Genomic DNA, 19,053 nt, shown 5'->3' with positions numbered 1-19,053 from the left:
TCGCAAGAGATGCGATGGATGTCTGATTATTTGTAGTCATAAATTTAAGTCCCCACTTGTTTCTAAGTGGGGACTAAATTAAGGCTTATAGGATGAATTCATAAGGTGTGTTCAGCGGACGCTTACGTACATCTCGCATAAAGCGTATTTCCCCATAAAAAAACTCCCACATATGGGAGTTTTTTTATTCTCAGGATGAATTAGATATACGACAAATGCTTTGTGACTTGTATACAGTTTCGACCATTATTTTTTGCTGCGTACAAGGCATGATCTGCGGCATCTAAGAAACGCTGATAGTCAGGATGTCCATCATACTGCACACAACCAATGCTTACGGTAAAACTAAATTGCTGACCTTGTGCCGTTCGGATCAAACCCTTTTCAATATATTGGCGAATATTTTCTGCAATTTTCATCGCACGGTTTACACCAGTATCGACCAAGAGTAATAAGAACTCTTCACCACCGATACGGAATGCATAATCGCTACCTTGACTATAACGCTGTAAAGCTTCGGCAATAAATTTGAGCGCAAGATCACCTGCCGCATGACCAAACTTATCATTGATCATTTTAAAATAATCCGCGTCAAAGGCGAGCAAAGACAACGGCGTTTCATTTTGCCGCGCAAAGGTAATTTCACGTAAAATAATCGTACTGAGATAGCGGCGGTTTAGGAGTTGAGTCAAAGAATCATTGCCAGACTCAATATATTCAGCCACCTGAAACAATTGATCGACTAGATGCTGAATTTCACGGTTCAATTCACGAATCTGTTGAATCAACTGTTGCAGCTGATCTTTTTCCGTCATCTGCATCGTTTGCTGGGTTAATTGATCCACTTCATAAATTCGGTCAATAATCAGTTGCACCTGATCTGAACCAGAAAAAGCATATGCCGCTTTATGAATGAACCACAGCCCAAACTCTGATTTTGAAAATAAGGGATGATAAAAACCAACATTGCCCGAAAAGATTTTAAACATCAGTTCATTTTCCCAGTCGAGCAATGAACCCCGTTGTTTATCTTTATGCACGGCCACATCTTGCATCGCTGAAAATAAGCGATAATTGTGTTTTGTTTCTTGGTTTTTTTCCGTATTGATCTCATAAGATCGGCACATAATTTCTGTGCTGAACCCCATAATTTGTACAATATAACTGCACATATGGAGAATATTTTGCGTTTGGTTTAGCTCTAAAATTTCAAATATTTTACGTTCTATTTCACGTACACCACGCATGATGAACCATGACGGAATACCAACACGCGCGTGTACCATTCCAACTTTCTGCTGTCTTTTGACTGAGCTTTCAAATTCACCATTCAGTGCGACATTAAACGTTTCTAACAACCATTTTCTTAAAGTGTCGATGAGCCTTTTTTGAATGATATCGTCTTTAAAAAATTCAGCTGACTCTGGCTCACGTGACATTTGTTCATAAAAAACAGTAACTAAATGTTCAACATGCCTTTGGATAAATTGCAATGCTGCAAGATGTTCATTTTCAGTATATTGATCACAAATATCTTTCCAAGTCTGACTTAGACCTGTAATACATTCTTGATTCATTCGGTGACACAAACCACAGCTATTACAAAGCTAGCAATCATACCTTGCTTTACTTACATAAAAAAACAAATTTTATTTGATATTTCACATTTTATCTATCTTAAAAATTAATAGAAAAATACATAACTCAATATCAATTTATTCCAATCTTGATCATCTTGCTGCTGGTATTCATAGCCTAGTCTTAAAGCATTTTGTTGGTTGACGATATATTGTAATTCAGCATCGAGTTTCAGATTCCATTGATGTGTGTCTTCCCAATACGGAAGCTCTGCCTGAACCAAACTATTGAATTTTTCCGACCAAATATTTTGGCAACCCAGTGTCGGCCCAAGGCCCACTCGCCATCCATCATCTAGTGACTTGCCGCCCTGCACCTGCATTTGAGACTGCACATAACACAAATGTGTGCGTTCCTGATTGGCCCAGCTATATCCAGATTGAGCTTTTAATTCAGCTACACCATGTTGTTTCGTTTCGCTAAATTGACCTGCATCTACTGACACTTGCTGCCAGCCAAAATTAAAACCCCAGCTTAGCGGTGTTTTAAATGGCGTGATTGGGTTGTAAGAATTGACCGATAAAAAATCAAAATGATTGATCTTGAATTGGTCGTCACGATATTGGATCGTGCCATCCCAAAACATCAACTGCGTACCAATCCGAAAGCCACCTTGTGGATCAATCAAGTCATGATATGCCTGACGATGACCAAGTTCGATATATTGGTTACTTTGAACTTCACCCACGGTAGCTGAAAAATTTCGCGCATGATGTCCATTGACTGGATCTAGACTTGGCTGCTTAGGTTCAGTCCGTTGTTTGGGTTGTGAAGATTGGCTACGTAAGGCCAAGATTTGACGCAATTTAGGCTGCGTTTCTTCCGCACTCACCTTTCGACCAATCAGTAATAAATACAGATGGTCGTACGCCATTTCCAATATTTTCGCTTGCTCTGCTTCATTAAACTGAGCGAGTGCTGTCGACATGTTCGCAGGTTCAATTTCAGCGAGCTTATGCGCTTCACGTGCTAAACGATATCCATGTTGCTGCGCTTGTGATAAAAGCTGCGTTTCTAATGCAGGACGATACACCGCTGCTTGAATCAGTTGTTCATCATTAATTGCTTTAATCGTTTCAACGGGAATCGAAGCGACTTTAAATTTCTCGGTTAAATTCAGTGTCGGGCGAACCAAATCCATTAAGCCTAATAATCGATAAGCACAGTTATCGCTGGCGAAATAATAGGGAAAACTGACATTTTGCATTTCCCAAATATGTTTAACCAAATAACTGGTTTCTTGCTCGGTCAGTGCTAGCTCATATTCCCACAAATCACGACTTTCAAAATCACCATATTCTTTCACCTTCCGGTAGTACGGCATTAAGGAATATTCACCAGGATATTGCCCTGTTAAGCCTTTCCATGCATAAGACCAGTTATCTTCACCTGCAACTGTCGCTGCATAGTTAATGGCATAGGACACCAAATTTAGCTCTTTCTGATCTTTCGGATCGAGACGCAACAAGGTATGTCCAAACATAGAACTTGGATTCCCCATAAAGTCTGTGGCGTAGATTAATGTCGCTTTATACGGCTTAATTTTCCCAAACCATTCATCAAACTCAGGGCAACTCACTACTGGTAACTGCTCTGAACGGATGGATAATTCTTGCATCAGCCACTGACTACGCGCAGGGAAACGACAACGAAAGGCTTGATTATGTTCGGCGGTTTGAAACAGTGCAGCGACATCTGCCTCTAATTCGGCTTGGGCATTTTGACGGCCATTTTCAGCTAGAAAGTAACCTGAAAAAGCAACTTCACTTTGTCCTTTATGATTTGTATATAAAAGTCGTTGCCAACTGATGTGTTCAGACAGTTTTTTTGATTGTGCAAGTTCAATATATCGCTGTAGCTCTACGGTTTTAGAGAGGTTTGGATCTACAATTTGCTGCGCATATAAGATGCTCGGAATCATAAAGGTACAAAATAAAGCAATTGATTTCATTCAGTTATATTCAAATCCATTTTTATATATTTTAGATAATAAAAAACCCTGCCGAGAGACAGGGTTTTGAAAGCATCGATTAAACGTATGCTTTAAGTACTTCATCTTTCGCCATTACGCTTTGTAATGAAGCAAGTACTTGTAGAGAAGACTGGTTTTCAGCTGAATAGATTTCAGCAAAATTTGCTTTAGACACAGCAAAGAAACGTGCTTTATCTGTTGATTGGATGTTTAAAAGCTCAGCCAAAACATTCAGGCTCTCACCTTGACCAACTGCCATATCACGAGCAAGTGATTCAGCATTTTCATTGGTAAATGTTACCGCTTGAGCAGTCACTGTACCTGTACCGCTACAACCTAAAGTACCAAAGGTAATACCAAGTAACTGGTTAGTAAAAATACCGTTGGTAGTCGCAGCTAAAATTTTAGGAATTTTACCTGATTGACCAGCCCAAACTTGAGAACCAACACCACAACCTACGTCACGGTCAGCAAAAGCAGCTGTAGAACCTAGTGCAACGACTGCAACTAAAGCTAATTTTTTTAAAATAGCACTTCTCCAGGGAATTTTATTCCATTGTTTTTAATTATTAAAACATGTGTAATTTTGATTACACACCTGTAGATTAACTTGATCTTTCAGATAAGGCAAAACATTTTCATCTAAAACTTTTGGCTAAAAATAATACGTTCTTATTCACTATTTTTTGAGCAACCAAGTACCATTTTCATCACGTTTTCCAAGGATTTTGAGCACTAAAACCAAACTGAGTAATAGCAATAAATACCAAGAACCGAGTTTCCCCCAACCGACCATATGCCATGCATCGACCTGACTTGGATATAACCAAATTTGATAGAAGGTACTGATATTTTCTGCGATCCAAATCAAAAATGCCAAAACCAGCAGCACCGGTAACATAGGCAACTGAATCACATGATTTTGTAATTGAAAACTGAGCTTGGTTTTCCAAAAGATTACCACACTCCAAGCAAACAAAAGCATACGAATATCTGGCACAAAAAATTTGGTCATAAAATTAAGATATGACAAAACGGCTAAGCACAGCATATTGCCAAAACGCGGTAAGTTACTGAACGACACCTGATATAGACGTAACGAACGTGCAAAGAAACTCCCCACCGCCGAATACATGAAACCTGCAAACAATGGCACAGTCAGCAGTTTGAAAACCGCAGGCTGCGGATATTGCCATGAGGCAATGTGTGGATGAGTGAGAAATATTTCCATCCCCATAGCCAGCAGATGAAACAGTGCTATGACTTTGGCTTCCGCCCAAGATTCGAGTTTTAAGTAAAGTAAACACACTTGAATGATCAGTGCATAAAACAATAAATAGTCATAACGGAAAAAGCCAAAATATTCCTGACTTCCCATTGCTGCAGTTAATGCAAAAGCGATCAGCAGTAATATCCCAAATAAGGCAGCCGAAGCTGCCTTATAAGAGAACTCAAAACATGATTTTATCATCTTGACCACAGTTGAATCCTAAACCTATTTCCTTGAAGCCTTATAAATACTTGGCACTATATTCGTGTACCGTATCAATAAAGGCTTTTGGATTGGCTGGATCTACCCACTGAGTAATACCATGACCTAAGTTCGCCACATAACCGGTTTTTTCACCGTTGGCATATGCATCATCTAACATGGCACGCGTCGCTTTCGCAATCGCTTCAGGCGAACCATATAATGTTGCTGGATCTAAGTTGCCTTGTAATGCTGCACGGCCTGCGACTGTTTGACGCGCCACATTTAATGGCGTAGTCCAATCTAAACCAAAGGCATCTGCACCCGTTGCAATCATTGGCTCTAACCATTGACCACCACCTTTGGTAAACAAAATCACAGGAACTTTGCGTCCATCTTTTTCACGCTGTAATCCTGCCACGATTTTTTGCATGTAGTTTAGTGAAAATTCAATGTATTCACGGTGTGCTAATGCCCCACCCCAACTATCAAAGATTTGTACAGCTTGGGCACCTGCATCAATCTGCGCATTGAGATATTCAGTCACCGCCACAGCCAAACGGTCTAATAAAGCATGCAGTACTTCAGGTTGTGCATACATCATTTGTTTCGTAAAACGAAAATCTTTGCTTGAACTGCCTTCCACCATATAGGTTGCCAATGTCCAAGGACTGCCTGAGAAGCCAATCAAAGGAACTTGTCCGCCCAATGCTGAACGAATCGTAGTCACAGCATTCATGACATAATCTAAGTCAGATTTTACATTAAACTTAGGTAAATTCAGTACATCTTGTTCGGTACGTACAGTTTTATGAAACTTCGGACCTTCACCTGCTTCAAAATACAGTCCCAAACCCAACGCATCAGGTACAGTCAAAATGTCTGAAAATAAAATGGCTGCGTCTAAGTCATAACGACGCAAAGGTTGTAAAGTAACTTCACAAGCAAATTCTGTATTTTTACAAAGGGATAGGAAATCACCCGCTTGTGCACGTGTTTCACGATACTCTGGTAAATAACGGCCAGCCTGACGCATCATCCAAACCGGAGTTGCATCTACCGGTTCACGTAATAAGGCACGCAAGAAACGATCATTTTTTAAGGTCGTCATTCACTTTCCCAACTTAATTCGATATTGGCATCATCATATCAAAAAGGTTGTAAATATAATAACTTCTCAAACATTTAAAAACCGATCATGTTGAGTGCCAAAAATGATATTTACACAAAACAACTACTGCATCTCCACTTTTTTTCTGTAATACTTATCCAGTTTTTAATACACAGTAAATGAATAATTCTTAAGGTTGAATTACATGTTCGTTCGCACCATGCTCGCACTGAGCCTAAGTTGCATATTTGCTGGTACAGCTATTGCCGCATCTACTGCTGAACAACCATTAACGCCAAAAAAAGTGACTAATGTTGCAGTTCAGGATCCCATTGATCCGTTAGCGACTGAAGCTTCATCTGCAACTAGCCAGATTAGCGCTCAAGAACAAGAAGATCTGAACCAAGCATCGCAAACTTTAGACAGCTTGCAACAATCAGAAGATGTTAAAGCCGACATCGGTGCTGCACCTGCTACATCGACTGCTACAACTCCAACATCAACTTCGCCTGCTGCCAAAGTTGCTTGGGGTTTAAATGACCTAAATAATGCACAGTGGTATGACAATATCGGTAAAGGTCAATTCCCTGTTTATGCACGTGCGCATGTCATGCTCAATAATGCACATGCTTCACCAGGTGCAATTGATGGTACTAGTGGTAAAAATACCTTAAAGGCGATCGCTTCATTCCAACAAATGAATAGCTTGAAACCTACAGGGACTTTAACCAAAGAAACTTGGGATGCGCTGATTGCGAAACAAGGTTCTAAACCTGCATTTATTGAATACACGTTGACTGACGCAGACTTGAAAGGTCCTTATGCAGCATCGATTCCACACGACTATGCATTACAAGCAAAAATGAAAGGCTTGTACTACACACGTGTGACTGAAATGTTGGGTGAAAAATTCCACATGGATGAAGACTTTTTGAAAAAGTTGAATCCCAAAGCGACATTTAAAAAAGCTGGTGAAAAAATCTTAGTAGCGAATATTCGTAACGAAGTTCCTGAAGATATTCACCTGATCGTTGCACATAAAGGCGCGAAACAACTTTACTTGTTTAATAGCCGCAACCAAATGATCGGTTCATTCCCTGCAACGATTGGTAGTTCTGATACTCCATCGCCTACAGGTACTTACAAAGTCACAGGTGTTGCACCAAACCCTTGGTACAGCTACTCACCGTCTAACTTTGTTCAAGGCAACAACAAAAAACCACTTTCATTACCACCTGGTCCAAATGGTCCTGTTGGTAATATCTGGATTGGCTTGAGCAAAAAATCATTCGGTATTCACGGTACACCGAACCCATCTGCTATCTCTAAAACTGCGTCACACGGTTGTATTCGTTTGACCAACTGGGATGCAAATGACTTAGGTAAGAAAGTGAAATCTGGTGTGACTGTTAAATTCTTAGAATAATTTTAGTCACATTTAAAAAAGCCTGCTTCGTGCAGGCTTTTTTTATAGCTGTGCATTCATGCATAACAAAAGACTCAATCATGAATGATCGTTGCAAAAATAGGATGAATTGTCGCTAAAAAACTATATATCCCGATTTAGTTCAATCTTAAAATAGGCACATGTTCAATAATTAAGATAAGGATGAATGCCATGAATGCTTTTTTACATCCAAGTGAAAACCGTGGTTACGTAAAAATGGGCTGGCTTGAGTCTAAACACAGCTTCTCTTTTGGTAACTGGTATGACCCGAAATACATGGGCGTTAGTGCGCTTCGTGTAATTAATGATGACTTAATTGCAGCACATGAAGGTTTCGGTCAACACCCACATGACAACATGGAAATTTTAACTTGTGTGTTAAAAGGTACCATTACGCATAAAGACAGCATGGGCAACCATGGTGGCATTTCTGCGGGTGAATGGCAGCTGATGAGCGCAGGTACAGGTGTGCGTCATAGCGAAATGAACCAAGGTGATGAAGATGTACATTTACTACAAATTTGGATCGTTCCAAATGAACGTGATGCTGAACCGACCTATCAACAAATTAAATGTGATCCACGCGATCAACCCAATCAATGGCATTTAATTGTCGGTCCAAATGACAATGCAGCTATGCATATTCGCCAGCAAGCGGAAGTTAAATCTGCATTTTTGACGAAAGGTCAATCTTTAGATATCCATGCAACGCAGCATATCAACTATATCCATGTTATTTCAGGTTCAGTGCAAATTGCTGAACATAAAGTTGAAGCTGGTGGTGCAATTGCGTTCTTAGAAGATAGCCAAATTGAAGCGCTTGAAGATGCTCAAGTGATTTGGTTTGATTTACCTGAAGTAAAATAAAAAAAAGCCCTCAAATGTGAGGGCTTTTTTTATGTCGCTTGGCTCAGGCGTTCACTTCGTTTATACAACCACATCAACACCAAAGTTGGAATGATAAACCCTGCAGCCACCATGATGCCATGTAGGATTGAGGCATAAGGCTCAGCAAGCATGGCCACATGTTTCATTGGAGATGTCAATGGATGGAATCACTTTAAACGTCTCGAAATCAAGCATTTCGAGATATTCTTAAATGACACTCAGCATCTAATTATCTAGATAAAATTCATCAATCAAAGGTGATTTTATTCTATTGCTGATGCAATCTATCTAATCAGCCTTCAGTTTCCACGCGATAAAAATGATTTTGCATAAAGACGTTAAACATAGAGAAAAATAATTGCCGATCTTGTTCAGATTGAAAGATGCCACCGAAATAGTCCCGATCTGTGTTTAAAATTAAATCGAAGAACGTTGCTTGGTTAGGAACCACTCCCTTTCTTTGGCAATATGCAAAATATGCGCTGACATCTTCAAATAAGATCCACCACTCCTGTGGACTTCCAATCTGAATGCCACCTAATGAATGCTGAAGATCAAACATCGCATTGAGCAGATATTGAAAATTTTGCTGTGAACTTTGAAATTGCAATCTCGGATAATCTGTTGTTAGATTTAAATCGATCAGATGTAAATGGACGCTCCGAGCACGCTCTAATCTACGTTTAACTTTTAAATATTGATGATAACGACGTCGATCTTTTGCTGTGACCGTTGTTAGGCGAGATAAATCCATATTGTCATACAAATCACTGAGTTTTACTTCACAAGCAATTGCATTTTTAGCGGTACGCTGCGCAGCTTGAAATCGGTTCTCACCTGCTGTTTTAGTCAGTGCCAGTATCGCGTCAATAATATGCGCTTGAAAACCCATAGCACTAAGCTCATCCGTCGTTGTCGCAGTATCTTCTAAAATGTCATGTAATACAGCGACGATTTTAGCATCAAGATGCTGCACATTTTGCATCACACGAAGTGGATGTTGAATATAGGCTTGTCCAGCTTTATCGACTTGTCCGAAATGGCGTTCAGTCGCCAAAGAAATCGCGTTTTCTAAAGTTGAAATAAAGAATCTCCCCTTGGTGGTCTTTTTTATTTTTCTCCATCATATTAACCAATGAATACAGATATTTGTAGCTCTAAGCGCTACTCGAACGACACAGATTGACTCGTAAAATGCATATTTTCCAAGACTTTCCATGAGGTAGATCTTTTGCAAATACTTCTATGCCATTCGCGCCAACATTTCCAAAGTAATTTTTTTCACCTCTTCTTTACTTTGCTGAATATGGCTGCGCATTTTCTCCAATGCCGCTGTCACGTTATGTCCAAGGATCAATTGTAAAATCTGTTGATGCTCTGCATAAGTGGCTTCAATTCGATAATCTTTAGAAAAATCTAAACGGCGAATAATACGGATTTTTTCACTTACATCCCGATGTACCTTTGCCATTTCACTATTGCCGATTGCTTCAACCAATTGGCAGTGATATGCTTCATCTTGCATCGATAAAGTTTTTAAATCATGCAAAAACTGTTCAGGCGGAATACACCACAAATTCACCAATGTCTGTAAAGCCTGCTTGAGTTGTTCTGATTCCATTTTGCAGAGCTGCTCAATGGCATAGCATTCCAGCAAAATCCGTAAATCATACAATTCTTCATAAGCCCTAAAGTTCAGCGGCTTCACTTCCCAACCGCTACGAAAATGCACTCGGACATAGCCATCTTGCTGTAAACGGTATAAAGCCTGCCGTACGGGTGTACGGCTTACTTCATATAATTCGGCAATTTCAGATTCGGTAAAACGTGCGCCCGGTTTGAGCTGGAAATCAAAAATATCGTTTTTTATTTTTTGGAAAACCAGCTCAGACAAGTTGTCTGAGCTTTTCCCAACAATGGTGGTTGTGGTCATGTTTATTCCATATAAACCAGCGGTTCACCGCTATGTACCGTTTGTCCTGCACGGCAGATAATCGCTTTCACGATACCATCATCATCGGCATAGACTGGAAGCTCCATTTTCATCGCTTCAATAATGGCTACAGTCTCACCTTTCTTCACAGACTGTCCAGCTTCGACAAAAATTTTCCAAATGTTGCCGGTCATCGATGCATTTAAAGCTGCATACTGGCTATAGTCGGTATCATCTTGCAGGATTTCCATTTCCGCAGGTGCATCGAACTCATCTTTCCAGCGTTCAACTTCAGTTGTAAATGCCTGCTGCTGCTGTGCTTTAAATTCGGCAATACTGTCCTTCTCTGTTTCCAAAAAGGCTTGATAGGCTGCAAAATCAAATTCAGTTTCTTCAATTTTGATTTCCGCCACACCATTGGCAAAGTCAGCACGGAATTGATCCAGTTCAGCTTCGGTTACTTCATAATATTTAATTTGATCAAAGAAGCGTAAGAACCATTGCTGATCGCCAAACTGTTTGTTCTTTTTAAACTTATTCCAAATAGGCAGTGTACGGCCAATCAATTGATAACCGCCTGGTGAGTCCATGCCATAGATACACATGTACATACCGCCAATACCCACTGTGCCTTCTGCAGTAAAAGTACGTGCAGGGTTATATTTCGAGCTGAGCAAACGATGACGCGGATCAATTGGCACTGCACAAGGTGCAGTTAAATACACATCGCCCAAACCTAAAATTAAGTAATTTGCATCAAAAAGAATGTCTTTGACTTGCTCACGACTGTCTAAGCCATTAATGCGCTGAATGAAATCGACGTTATTTGGCAACCAAGGCGCTTTGGCACAGACACTTTCTTGATAACGTTCCACAGCACCTAAAGTGGCCGAGTCCTCAAATGCCATCGGCAAGTGAATAATACGGGATGGAATCTTGATTTGGCTCAAATCTCCCATCTCATTTTCGAGACCCAATAAAAACTGGATCAAATTCGCTTGGCTAAAACGCAATCCATCATATTTAATTTGCAGTGAACGCACACCTGGTGAAAGCTCTAAGATGCCATCAATCTTCGCCTCACGAATGAGTTGCATCAAACGATAGACGCGTAAGCGCAATGCAAGGTCGAGAACGTTTTCGCCATATTCCAGCAAGATGTAACTGTCACCTGCCTGACGATACACCGCTTTAGGTGCATGCGTATCTGCTTCACGTACTGCCAATATCCCTTCAGGCTTACATTCAAAAATTGCCACCTCTGAGTTTTCAGGTGCTTGAGCAAAGTTTTGAATATCTACAATTTGCTGAACTTCTAAGGCATTGGCCTGTTCCACACTCATTGGATAGAAACTGATGCTGTCATCTGCCTTCAGTTGACCGATCTTCCAAAGTTCTGCTTTGGCAATCGTCACTGGGCAAACAAAGCCACCGAGGCTTGGGCCATCTTTAGCCAAAATCACAGGGAAATCACCAGTGAAGTTAATCGCCCCAATAGCATATTCACAGTCATGCACATTGGATGGATGCAAACCTGCTTCACCGCCATTTTCACGTGCCCAGCATGGTGTCGGGCCTGTTAGGCGAATACCTAAACGGTTTGAGTTAAAGTGCACATTCCATGTTGAAGCAAAAAATTCTTCAATATATTCAGGTTTAAAGAAATCTGGTGCGCCATGCGGGCCATAGAGCACACCAATTTTCCATTCTTTGCCATAGCTTGGAATACGTTCTGCAGCTACAGCTTGCGGTGCTGCTGTTGCAATTTCCAATCCATCTAAAGGCAAGCTTGGATTGACCATTTTAATCATGTCACCTGCACGCAGCACTCGCCCTGCATGACCGCCAAAATTACCCAATGCAAAGGTTGAGCGGCTGCCTAGATATTCAGGTACATTTAGTCCGTTGCGGATTGCAAGATACGTACGGCAACCCGACTCAACTTGTCCAAGTACTAATGTTTGCCCTGCTTTGATGCTGATCGGTTGCCAAAAATCGACATTCACACCATCTAGAGTCGCGCTACATGGCGCACCTGCAATGGCTACAATGCTATCGGCATGAAATTTCAGGCTTGGTCCTTGTAAGGTAAACTCAAAACCTGCTGCCGATTTTGGATTACCGACAATTTGATTGGCCAACTGAAATGCATAATCATCCATTGGGCCTGATGGCGGTACACCAATATCCCAATAGCCCACACGCCCCGGATAATCCTGAATCGTACTTTGTGTACCTGGTTGCAGCACCTCAATCACATTTGGCACATATTTAAAATCATCCAGCAGGCGTGTCCAAATTTGCATATTTTCAAAGCGTGCATCAGACACTACGGTATGCGCATAGTCTAAGTTGGTGCTGATGCCATTCAAGCGGGTTTCAGCCAAGGCTGTTTTTAACTTGGCAATCGCACTGTCTCGGTCTGCAGCATGCACAATAATTTTGGCAATCATCGGGTCAAAATATTGTGAAATTTCAGTACCTGTAGACACCCAAGTATCCACACGAATATCTTCAGGGAAATACACATCCGTCAACACACCCGGACTTGGCTGGAAGTTTTTCACTGGATCTTCCGCATAAATTCGCACTTCAATGGCAGCACCATTGGGTTGAATATTGCTGAGTTTTTCCCAATCTAAAGCATCACCTGCCGCCACTTTCAGCATGCATTCAATCAGGTCTAAGCCCGTCACCATTTCAGTGACTGGGTGTTCAACCTGCAAACGGGTATTCACTTCAAGGAAATACACTTCATCACGGGCAGCATCATAGATAAACTCAACCGTACCTGCGCTGCGGTATTTCACCAATTGACCAAGCTCTACAGCAGCACGGTGCAATTTTTGACGGGTTGCTTCTGGTAAGTGCGGTGCAGGTGTTTCCTCAACGACTTTTTGGTTACGGCGCTGCAATGAACAATCGCGCTCCCCAAAGGCAACGACTTGACCTAAACCATCACCAAAAATTTGTACTTCTACGTGACGGGCTTTATCGACAAAACGTTCGAGGAAAACACCTGCATCCTTAAAGAATTGCTCGCCTAGACGCTTTACACTTTCATACGCATCTTTTAATGATTGTTCATCATCACAGCGGGTTAAACCAATTCCGCCACCACCTGCGGTGCTTTTCAGCATGATTGGATAGCCAATCTCTGCAGCAGATGCGAGTGCTTCATCCAAACTTGCCAATAAACCTGTGCCTGGTGTCATGGGTACATTGGCGGCCGCAGCCAATTCACGTGCACGATGCTTCAAACCAAACTCTAAAATTTGTTCAGCCGTTGGCCCCATAAAAGCAATGTTATTTTCCTCACATGCACGGGCAAAGTCGGCACTTTCAGATAAAAAACCATAACCGGGAAATATTGCTTCAGCGCCAGTTTGTTTGGCTGCTTGAATCAATTTTTCAATACTTAAATAAGTTTCTGCAGGTTTAACACCTTCAAGTGAAACCGCTACATCTGCATCTAACACATGCTGTGCATAACGGTCGGTCTCTGAATACACGGCAACAGATTTCACACCTAATTTTTTTAGAGTACGAATCGCACGAACAGCAATTTCACCACGGTTTGCAATTAAAACTGTTTTAAACATGATTATTTCCCCGATTTTTTTAATTTGATTTTGCTGTTGTTGCTTGCAGTGATTGGATATAAGCGCGCCAGCCGCCAAATTCACTGATATTTTTTGCACCGTTTAGGCCATAAGGTTCACAAATAAAGCCTTTCACCCAACGTCCATCGGCAAGCTCGACATTGCCCATACCTAGTGGTGTTGGAATTTCGGCGACAAATTCACCAAAGCGTGCTTTTGGAATATCCCAAAGCTCGACAATAATTTTTTGACCCGCTTCCTGACGCGCTAAACCTGGTTTCGGCGGTACTGTGCCCGGCAGTGCATAGAGGGCGTAATCGGCAGAAGTCGTTGTGGTTTCAACATGCACGGCTTGGCGTGTTGTCAGTTGGAAATTGAGTGGCATACCTGTGAGATGTGCGCCTACAACAGCAACACGAAAATGCTGTGCTGATGGTGCAGAAATGACTGAAGCTGCGTCAGGCAATGTTTTAGCTACTGCACCCAGCGGTAATTGCAGGTGGTTTTGCCATTTTTCTGCAAAGTCTGCTAGAGCCGTATCGTGCCAAGCCGGCGCAATGAATGTGATTCCAAAAGGCAGCCCGTCGGCACGAAAGCCTGTAGGTACAGCGATGGCACTGAGGTCAGCTAAATTAGTAAAGTTGGTATAGGTGCCAAAGTGGCTATTATTTTCAATTGGCGCTTCTGCCATTTCAGCCAGTGTGTGAATGGTTGGCGAACTTGGCACCACTAAAGCATCAAATTGCGCTAAGGTTTGCTGAATTTGGCGTGCCAAATCTTGCTTTAAATATTCGGCGTTATAAGCATCCACCGCAGTGTACTGCTGCCCTTTTTGAATAATTTCTAAAACTGTTGGATCAAAGTCATCTGCATGGCTGTCTAAAATTTCAGCTACGGCTGCCGTACGCTCTGCTACCCATGACCCTTGATACAGTTGTGCAGCCAATTTTGCAAAAGGACTGAAATCAATTTCAGTTAGTACTGCACCTAAGTTTTTTAATTCAGTTAGTGCTTGCTGAAATGCATCAGCAGATTGAGCATCGCCAAAAAATTCTAACTGTTTTGGAATGGCTAACTTTAATTGTGCGCTGAACTTTGCAGGCGCTGTTGCTGGGTTCACACGTGAATAGCTGTCGGTTACATCAAAACCTTCCATAACTTCTGCCACTGCAGTTGCATCAGCGACGGTTAAGGCAAAAATTGAAATACAATCTAAGCTCTTACAGGCAGGCAATAAGCCTGTATTTGAAAAGCGACCTTTGGTCGGCTTTAAACCGACAATATTATTGAAAGCTGCAGGGATTCGTCCTGAACCTGCAGTATCTGTACCGAGTGCAATCGGGACTAAACCACGTGCTACTACACTGCCTGAACCAGAGCTTGAACCACCGCTTACATAGTCAGGATTAACAGTATTCGGCACGGCACCAAATGGCGAACGCGTACCGACTAAACCAGTAGCGAATTGATCTAAATTGGTTTTACCTACAATGATGGCACCTGCTTGTTTTAAGCGCTGCACCACAGAGGCATCTTCAGTTTTAATGTCCGTAAATAATTTAAACGCAGCCGTCGATGCAAAGCCCACCACATCAATATTATCTTTCACTGCAATAGGCACACCAAATAAAGGTAAGGCCGTAGCATTTTCAATTTGTTTTAAAGCTTTAATCTGAGAAGTTAATTGCTCTATAGATGCAATGGAAATCCATGCTGGGTCTACGCGATCAAATTGCTCGACCAAGGCATATAAGTCTTCAAGTTGAATTGTGTTATTCGTGTAGGCCGCTTTCCATTCCGCTAAGGTCCAGCCTAAAGTTTTTATTGAGTTCATTGATGTGCTCATTCTTGTATCCAAGTTTGAATACTGTGTTGCACACATCATGCCAACTCTAATTATTATTTATTTTTCAATATCTTAATATATTTTATCAATCATTTGCCTATTTTATTTAGCCAGTACAAAAGGATAAATGTTCTATTAAGTTTCCAAGCTCCACTATTTTGGTGCATGACTTTTATAATCGTGTTTTCAATAGATTCTTTTCATTTAGATGCAGATATAAATACAGTGAACTTTCTATTTTCACTCTTTATAAGCTTTCAATTTAGATGTTTTGTATGACTTTGAACTTAGAATAAAAAGAACTGAGAAATATTTTGAATTTTATATATAGAAAAAGATACATCAATGATGGCTAAAGCAATATTGGGCTTTGAGATTGATCGGGTTGAATAGAAAAGTAGTAATAATAAAAGCTATTGATTCGCAAAATTTAGTTCAACAATCAAAACTAAAAAATGGTGCGCTCAGCGCGCACCGTAAATACAATTTAACTAATTGTTTATTATAAATATTTAAACCCAACCCACATCATTGTACCGCAAAAAATACCGTAAAAATTCAGCATTCTAAAAAATATTGATGATGGCAATGTAGGTCATTACCACCAACGAAATATATTGATTTCAGGTGCTACCACTACCCCACCTGACTATACATTGTTGAATGACAAAATGGCTCAACTAGTCGGTTGGTACAAGTCGGAAGCGCATCAGCGTCATCCTATTGAACGTGCAGCTAAAGTACACCTGGATTTTTTATTGATGGTAATAGACGCACATCACGTCTATTGATGAACCTTAAGTTGCTGAAATCTGGATATCCACCTTGCGTTATTACAGTTGAAAAATCGCGTGGCTTACTATGAAGCTTTGGATCAGTGGATGGCTTATGACAAAACTGAAGCTTTTATCCAATTGATTTCTGAAGCAGTGATCGAAGGATTTAAACCATATCAGATAATTTTAGGAATTTAGAGTTACTCCCATTTATATATTTCTTTATTTGTACTGCTGCTTAGGACATTTTATTTATTAGAGCCTTGTTGCCTAATGCTGTTATCAAAAAATTGTTCAGCGATATAATTTCAGAATGAAGAAGCCTACACATAGAATCTATCATACAAAGAATTGACCTTACCACAAACCTAATTTTATTAACTTATTCAATAGATCTCTTTCATAAATCAAAAAACGATCTTCTTTTTGGTTAATATTTGCACTCCGGATTTCTTAGCATTCGTGCATAATCTGCGGATGAAATACATCGATTCAAACAAGCTTTCTGATCCTCAGTTCAAGCGATACACAGGCATCTCATGGTCAACTTTCTATTTGATGGTTGAGCAATTGAAGAAACATGTCCCTGCCAAAGGCAGACCGCCCAAGTTAAGCCTGGAAGACCAGGTTCTGCTCTGTCTAAGCTATTGGCGGGAATACCGAACCTTATTTCACGTTGCGACGAGCTACGGGGTTTCAGAGCCCACAGCCTCAAGAATTGTCCGTCATGTTGAAGACTGCCTGATTCGGTCCAATCTCTTTAATTTACCCAAAGATTTACCCGAGGGCGAAGGCATCGATTGGAATGTTGTGATCGTGGATGCCACAGAAATTCCAATCCAAAGGCCTAAAAAAACAGAAGAAAAGCTATAGCGGCAAGAAAAAGACCCACACTTTCAAAGTACAGGCCATCATTCATTATCAAACTCAAAAAATCCTGAGTTTATGTACGAGTCGTGGTGCCGTACATGATTTCGAACTCTTCAAACGTAACTTGAATCAGATTCCTGCAGGTGCATTTATCCTTGCGGATAAGGGTTATCAGGGAATTTATACAGTGTATCCAAATAGCTTGTTGCCATTAAAAGCAAAGAAGCGCTGTAAACTGGATTCCGAACTAAAAATCTATAATCAGGAAATCAATAAAAGAAGAATTGGAATTGAGCATGTATTTGGCAGTTTGAAAACCTTCAAAATTCTTGCTGAGCGATATCGCAATCGAGGCAAAAGACTAGCATTAAGATTCAATCTAATTGCTGGAATTTATAACTTGGAGCTGAGTGAAAAATGACTTATGAAAGAAATCTAATAAATTTAATTAACTATACAAAAAAAACCAACTTATCTTAAATATTGATGGTTTAGACAAGCCTCAGCTTTTGAGTGTTTTTGCAACAAAGCAGAACGCTAATAAAAATATTCTAAATAACATTTCACATAAAATTCACTATCAGATACATACTCTTTAATTGAGAGTAAAACGCTGAAATTTATAACTGCAAAAAATTCGGCCAATGCTTTTAAGATAGATTAAGTAAATTGTATCAAATATAAATTTATATAGGTGTATTCTTCTGTGGCTATAGAATTTGTTTCTAAATCAAAATTACCTACTGCGTTTGGCGATTTTGAAATTATAGCGTTTCAAGACCAACGTACTGGTGAAGAACATATCGCTCTTACTAAAGGGATGAATGCTGGTCCAAATCAACCTGTACTAGTCAGAATACATTCAGAGTGCTTAACAGGTGATGCTTTTGCTTCACTCAAATGTGACTGTGGCCCCCAATTACATTCAACCATGAAAATGATTAATGATGCAGGTCAAGGTGTGATCTTATACTTACGCCAAGAAGGTCGCGGCATAGGACTAACCAATAAAATTCGAGCTTACGCACTTCAAGATCAAGGACATGATACTCTTGAAGCCAATTTATTATTAAATTTACCAGCAGATGCTCGTAAATATGACATGTGTACCATTATGTTAGATTATTTAAAAATAAAGAATGTAAAAATCATTACAAATAATCCCCTTAAAATTAAATCTTTAACTGATTTAGGAATTAATGTTGTTGAACGTATTCCTTTAAAAGTTGGTTTAAATATCTTTAACAAAGCTTATCTAGAAACAAAGCAAAAACGCATGTCACATCTATATGATAATAGTGATTTTTAAAAGCGATCACTTAGAGATGGATCCGGAAATTTGAACAACTCCTATAAGTGATACTCTGCTCCTCAAATGATGTTATAAACATCAATATATGGAGTATTTTATGGCACGTAGACCAAGAAGAAATCATTCAAACGACTTTAAGGCTAAGGTGGCACTTGCTGCGATCAAAGCAGAAAAAACACTTGCTGAA

General features: G+C 40.3%; 14 protein-coding genes and 2 pseudogenes. 6 read left to right on the top strand and 10 right to left on the bottom strand.

Going from position 1 to position 19,053, the window contains the following annotated elements; all coding sequences use genetic code 11:
• Positions 1-200: 200 nt before the first annotated feature.
• The 5 genes from FTU17_RS14530 to hemE form a co-directional block, all read right to left on the bottom strand.
• The gene (locus FTU17_RS14530) at positions 201-1,577 is read right to left on the bottom strand and encodes a diguanylate cyclase (protein ID WP_180135844.1); all 1,377 of its coding nucleotides are present in this window, start codon (positions 1,575-1,577) and stop codon (positions 201-203) included.
• A gap of 107 nt (positions 1,578-1,684) precedes the next feature.
• A complete protein-coding gene (locus FTU17_RS14525) occupies positions 1,685-3,559 on the bottom strand; it encodes a DUF4105 domain-containing protein (RefSeq protein WP_373684075.1) in 1,875 nt (624 codons plus the stop codon).
• 109 nt (positions 3,560-3,668) lie between these two features.
• Entirely contained in the window at positions 3,669-4,139 is a 471-nt protein-coding gene (locus tag FTU17_RS14520) for a DUF3015 family protein (RefSeq protein ID WP_078190276.1), read from the bottom strand.
• Positions 4,140-4,289: 150 nt separating this feature from the next.
• The gene (locus tag FTU17_RS14515) at positions 4,290-5,081 is read right to left on the bottom strand and encodes a DUF817 family protein (protein ID WP_180135840.1); all 792 of its coding nucleotides are present in this window, start codon (positions 5,079-5,081) and stop codon (positions 4,290-4,292) included.
• Positions 5,082-5,121: 40 nt separating this feature from the next.
• Positions 5,122-6,192, bottom strand: coding sequence for a uroporphyrinogen decarboxylase (gene hemE, locus FTU17_RS14510; protein WP_180123977.1), 1,071 nt, complete (start codon positions 6,190-6,192; stop codon positions 5,122-5,124).
• 205 nt (positions 6,193-6,397) lie between these two features.
• Here hemE and FTU17_RS14505 point away from each other — a divergent pair, with 205 nt between their 5' ends.
• Together FTU17_RS14505 and FTU17_RS14500 are read left to right on the top strand one after the other, a co-directional pair.
• Positions 6,398-7,618, top strand: coding sequence for a L,D-transpeptidase (locus FTU17_RS14505; RefSeq protein WP_180048626.1), 1,221 nt, complete (start codon positions 6,398-6,400; stop codon positions 7,616-7,618).
• A gap of 192 nt (positions 7,619-7,810) precedes the next feature.
• On the top strand, positions 7,811-8,506 hold the full coding sequence (locus FTU17_RS14500) for a pirin-like bicupin family protein (RefSeq protein WP_180135838.1): 696 nt from the start codon (positions 7,811-7,813) through the stop codon (positions 8,504-8,506).
• A gap of 29 nt (positions 8,507-8,535) precedes the next feature.
• Here FTU17_RS14500 and FTU17_RS14495 read toward each other — a convergent pair whose 3' ends face one another.
• The 5 genes and pseudogenes from FTU17_RS14495 to atzF all read right to left on the bottom strand — a co-directional run bounded on the left by FTU17_RS14495 (position 8,536) and on the right by atzF (position 15,896).
• Positions 8,536-8,673 (bottom strand): hypothetical protein, encoded by a 138-nt coding sequence (locus FTU17_RS14495; RefSeq protein WP_168379152.1) that lies wholly within the window; start codon positions 8,671-8,673, stop codon positions 8,536-8,538.
• Positions 8,674-9,209: 536 nt separating this feature from the next.
• Positions 9,210-9,611: pseudogene (locus FTU17_RS17590) on the bottom strand (guanosine-3',5'-bis(diphosphate) 3'-pyrophosphohydrolase); the annotation flags it as partial.
• Between the two features lie 159 nt (positions 9,612-9,770).
• A complete protein-coding gene (locus FTU17_RS14485; protein ID WP_180026403.1) occupies positions 9,771-10,460 on the bottom strand; it encodes a GntR family transcriptional regulator in 690 nt (229 codons plus the stop codon).
• A gap of 2 nt (positions 10,461-10,462) precedes the next feature.
• On the bottom strand, positions 10,463-14,062 hold the full coding sequence (uca, locus tag FTU17_RS14480; RefSeq protein WP_180135836.1) for an urea carboxylase: 3,600 nt from the start codon (positions 14,060-14,062) through the stop codon (positions 10,463-10,465).
• A 19-nt stretch (positions 14,063-14,081) separates the two neighbouring features.
• Entirely contained in the window at positions 14,082-15,896 is a 1,815-nt protein-coding gene (gene atzF / locus FTU17_RS14475; RefSeq protein ID WP_180007652.1) for an allophanate hydrolase, read from the bottom strand.
• 575 nt (positions 15,897-16,471) lie between these two features.
• On the opposite strand from atzF, the pseudogene FTU17_RS14470 reads away from it, so the two are divergent.
• The 4 genes and pseudogenes from FTU17_RS14470 to ribA form a co-directional block, all read left to right on the top strand.
• A pseudogene (locus FTU17_RS14470) lies at positions 16,472-16,882 on the top strand (Fic family protein); the annotation flags it as partial.
• A gap of 279 nt (positions 16,883-17,161) precedes the next feature.
• Positions 17,162-17,557: a transposase family protein gene (locus tag FTU17_RS14465; protein WP_071851480.1), complete on the top strand. Its 396-nt coding sequence runs from the start codon at positions 17,162-17,164 to the stop codon at positions 17,555-17,557.
• Positions 17,505-17,975 (top strand): IS5/IS1182 family transposase, encoded by a 471-nt coding sequence (locus FTU17_RS14460; protein ID WP_039254797.1) that lies wholly within the window; start codon positions 17,505-17,507, stop codon positions 17,973-17,975. Before FTU17_RS14465 ends, FTU17_RS14460 begins: the two co-directional genes overlap by 53 nt.
• Before the next feature lie 285 nt (positions 17,976-18,260).
• Positions 18,261-18,863 carry a GTP cyclohydrolase II gene (gene ribA, locus FTU17_RS14455; RefSeq protein ID WP_180124505.1) on the top strand — a complete coding sequence of 201 codons (603 nt, stop codon included), beginning with the start codon at positions 18,261-18,263 and terminating at the stop codon, positions 18,861-18,863.
• Positions 18,864-19,053 lie beyond the last annotated feature (190 nt).

Origin of the sequence: Acinetobacter sp. YH12070 (genome assembly GCF_013419625.1) — a bacterium.
Taxonomy (GTDB): Bacteria; Pseudomonadota; Gammaproteobacteria; order Pseudomonadales; family Moraxellaceae; genus Acinetobacter; species Acinetobacter amyesii.
Note: the sequence above shows the minus strand (reverse complement) of the source record. Positions and strands in the feature narration are given on the sequence as shown.

Excerpts from the sequence above, each read along its gene's own strand:
- FTU17_RS14530 (WP_180135844.1), bottom strand. The coding sequence starts at position 1,577 with ATGAATCAAGAATGTATTACAGGTCTAAGTCAGACTTGGAAAGATATT.
- FTU17_RS14525 (WP_373684075.1), bottom strand. The coding sequence starts at position 3,559 with ATGATTCCGAGCATCTTATATGCGCAGCAAATTGTAGATCCAAACCTC.
- FTU17_RS14515 (WP_180135840.1), bottom strand. The coding sequence starts at position 5,081 with ATGATAAAATCATGTTTTGAGTTCTCTTATAAGGCAGCTTCGGCTGCC.
- hemE (WP_180123977.1), bottom strand. The coding sequence starts at position 6,192 with ATGACGACCTTAAAAAATGATCGTTTCTTGCGTGCCTTATTACGTGAA.
- FTU17_RS14505 (WP_180048626.1), top strand. The coding sequence starts at position 6,398 with ATGTTCGTTCGCACCATGCTCGCACTGAGCCTAAGTTGCATATTTGCT.
- FTU17_RS14500 (WP_180135838.1), top strand. The coding sequence starts at position 7,811 with ATGAATGCTTTTTTACATCCAAGTGAAAACCGTGGTTACGTAAAAATG.
- FTU17_RS14495 (WP_168379152.1), bottom strand. The coding sequence starts at position 8,673 with ATGAAACATGTGGCCATGCTTGCTGAGCCTTATGCCTCAATCCTACAT.
- FTU17_RS14485 (WP_180026403.1), bottom strand. The coding sequence starts at position 10,460 with ATGACCACAACCACCATTGTTGGGAAAAGCTCAGACAACTTGTCTGAG.
- uca (WP_180135836.1), bottom strand. The coding sequence starts at position 14,062 with ATGTTTAAAACAGTTTTAATTGCAAACCGTGGTGAAATTGCTGTTCGT.
- atzF (WP_180007652.1), bottom strand. The coding sequence starts at position 15,896 with ATGAACTCAATAAAAACTTTAGGCTGGACCTTAGCGGAATGGAAAGCG.
- FTU17_RS14465 (WP_071851480.1), top strand. The coding sequence starts at position 17,162 with ATGAAATACATCGATTCAAACAAGCTTTCTGATCCTCAGTTCAAGCGA.
- FTU17_RS14460 (WP_039254797.1), top strand. The coding sequence starts at position 17,505 with ATGCCACAGAAATTCCAATCCAAAGGCCTAAAAAAACAGAAGAAAAGC.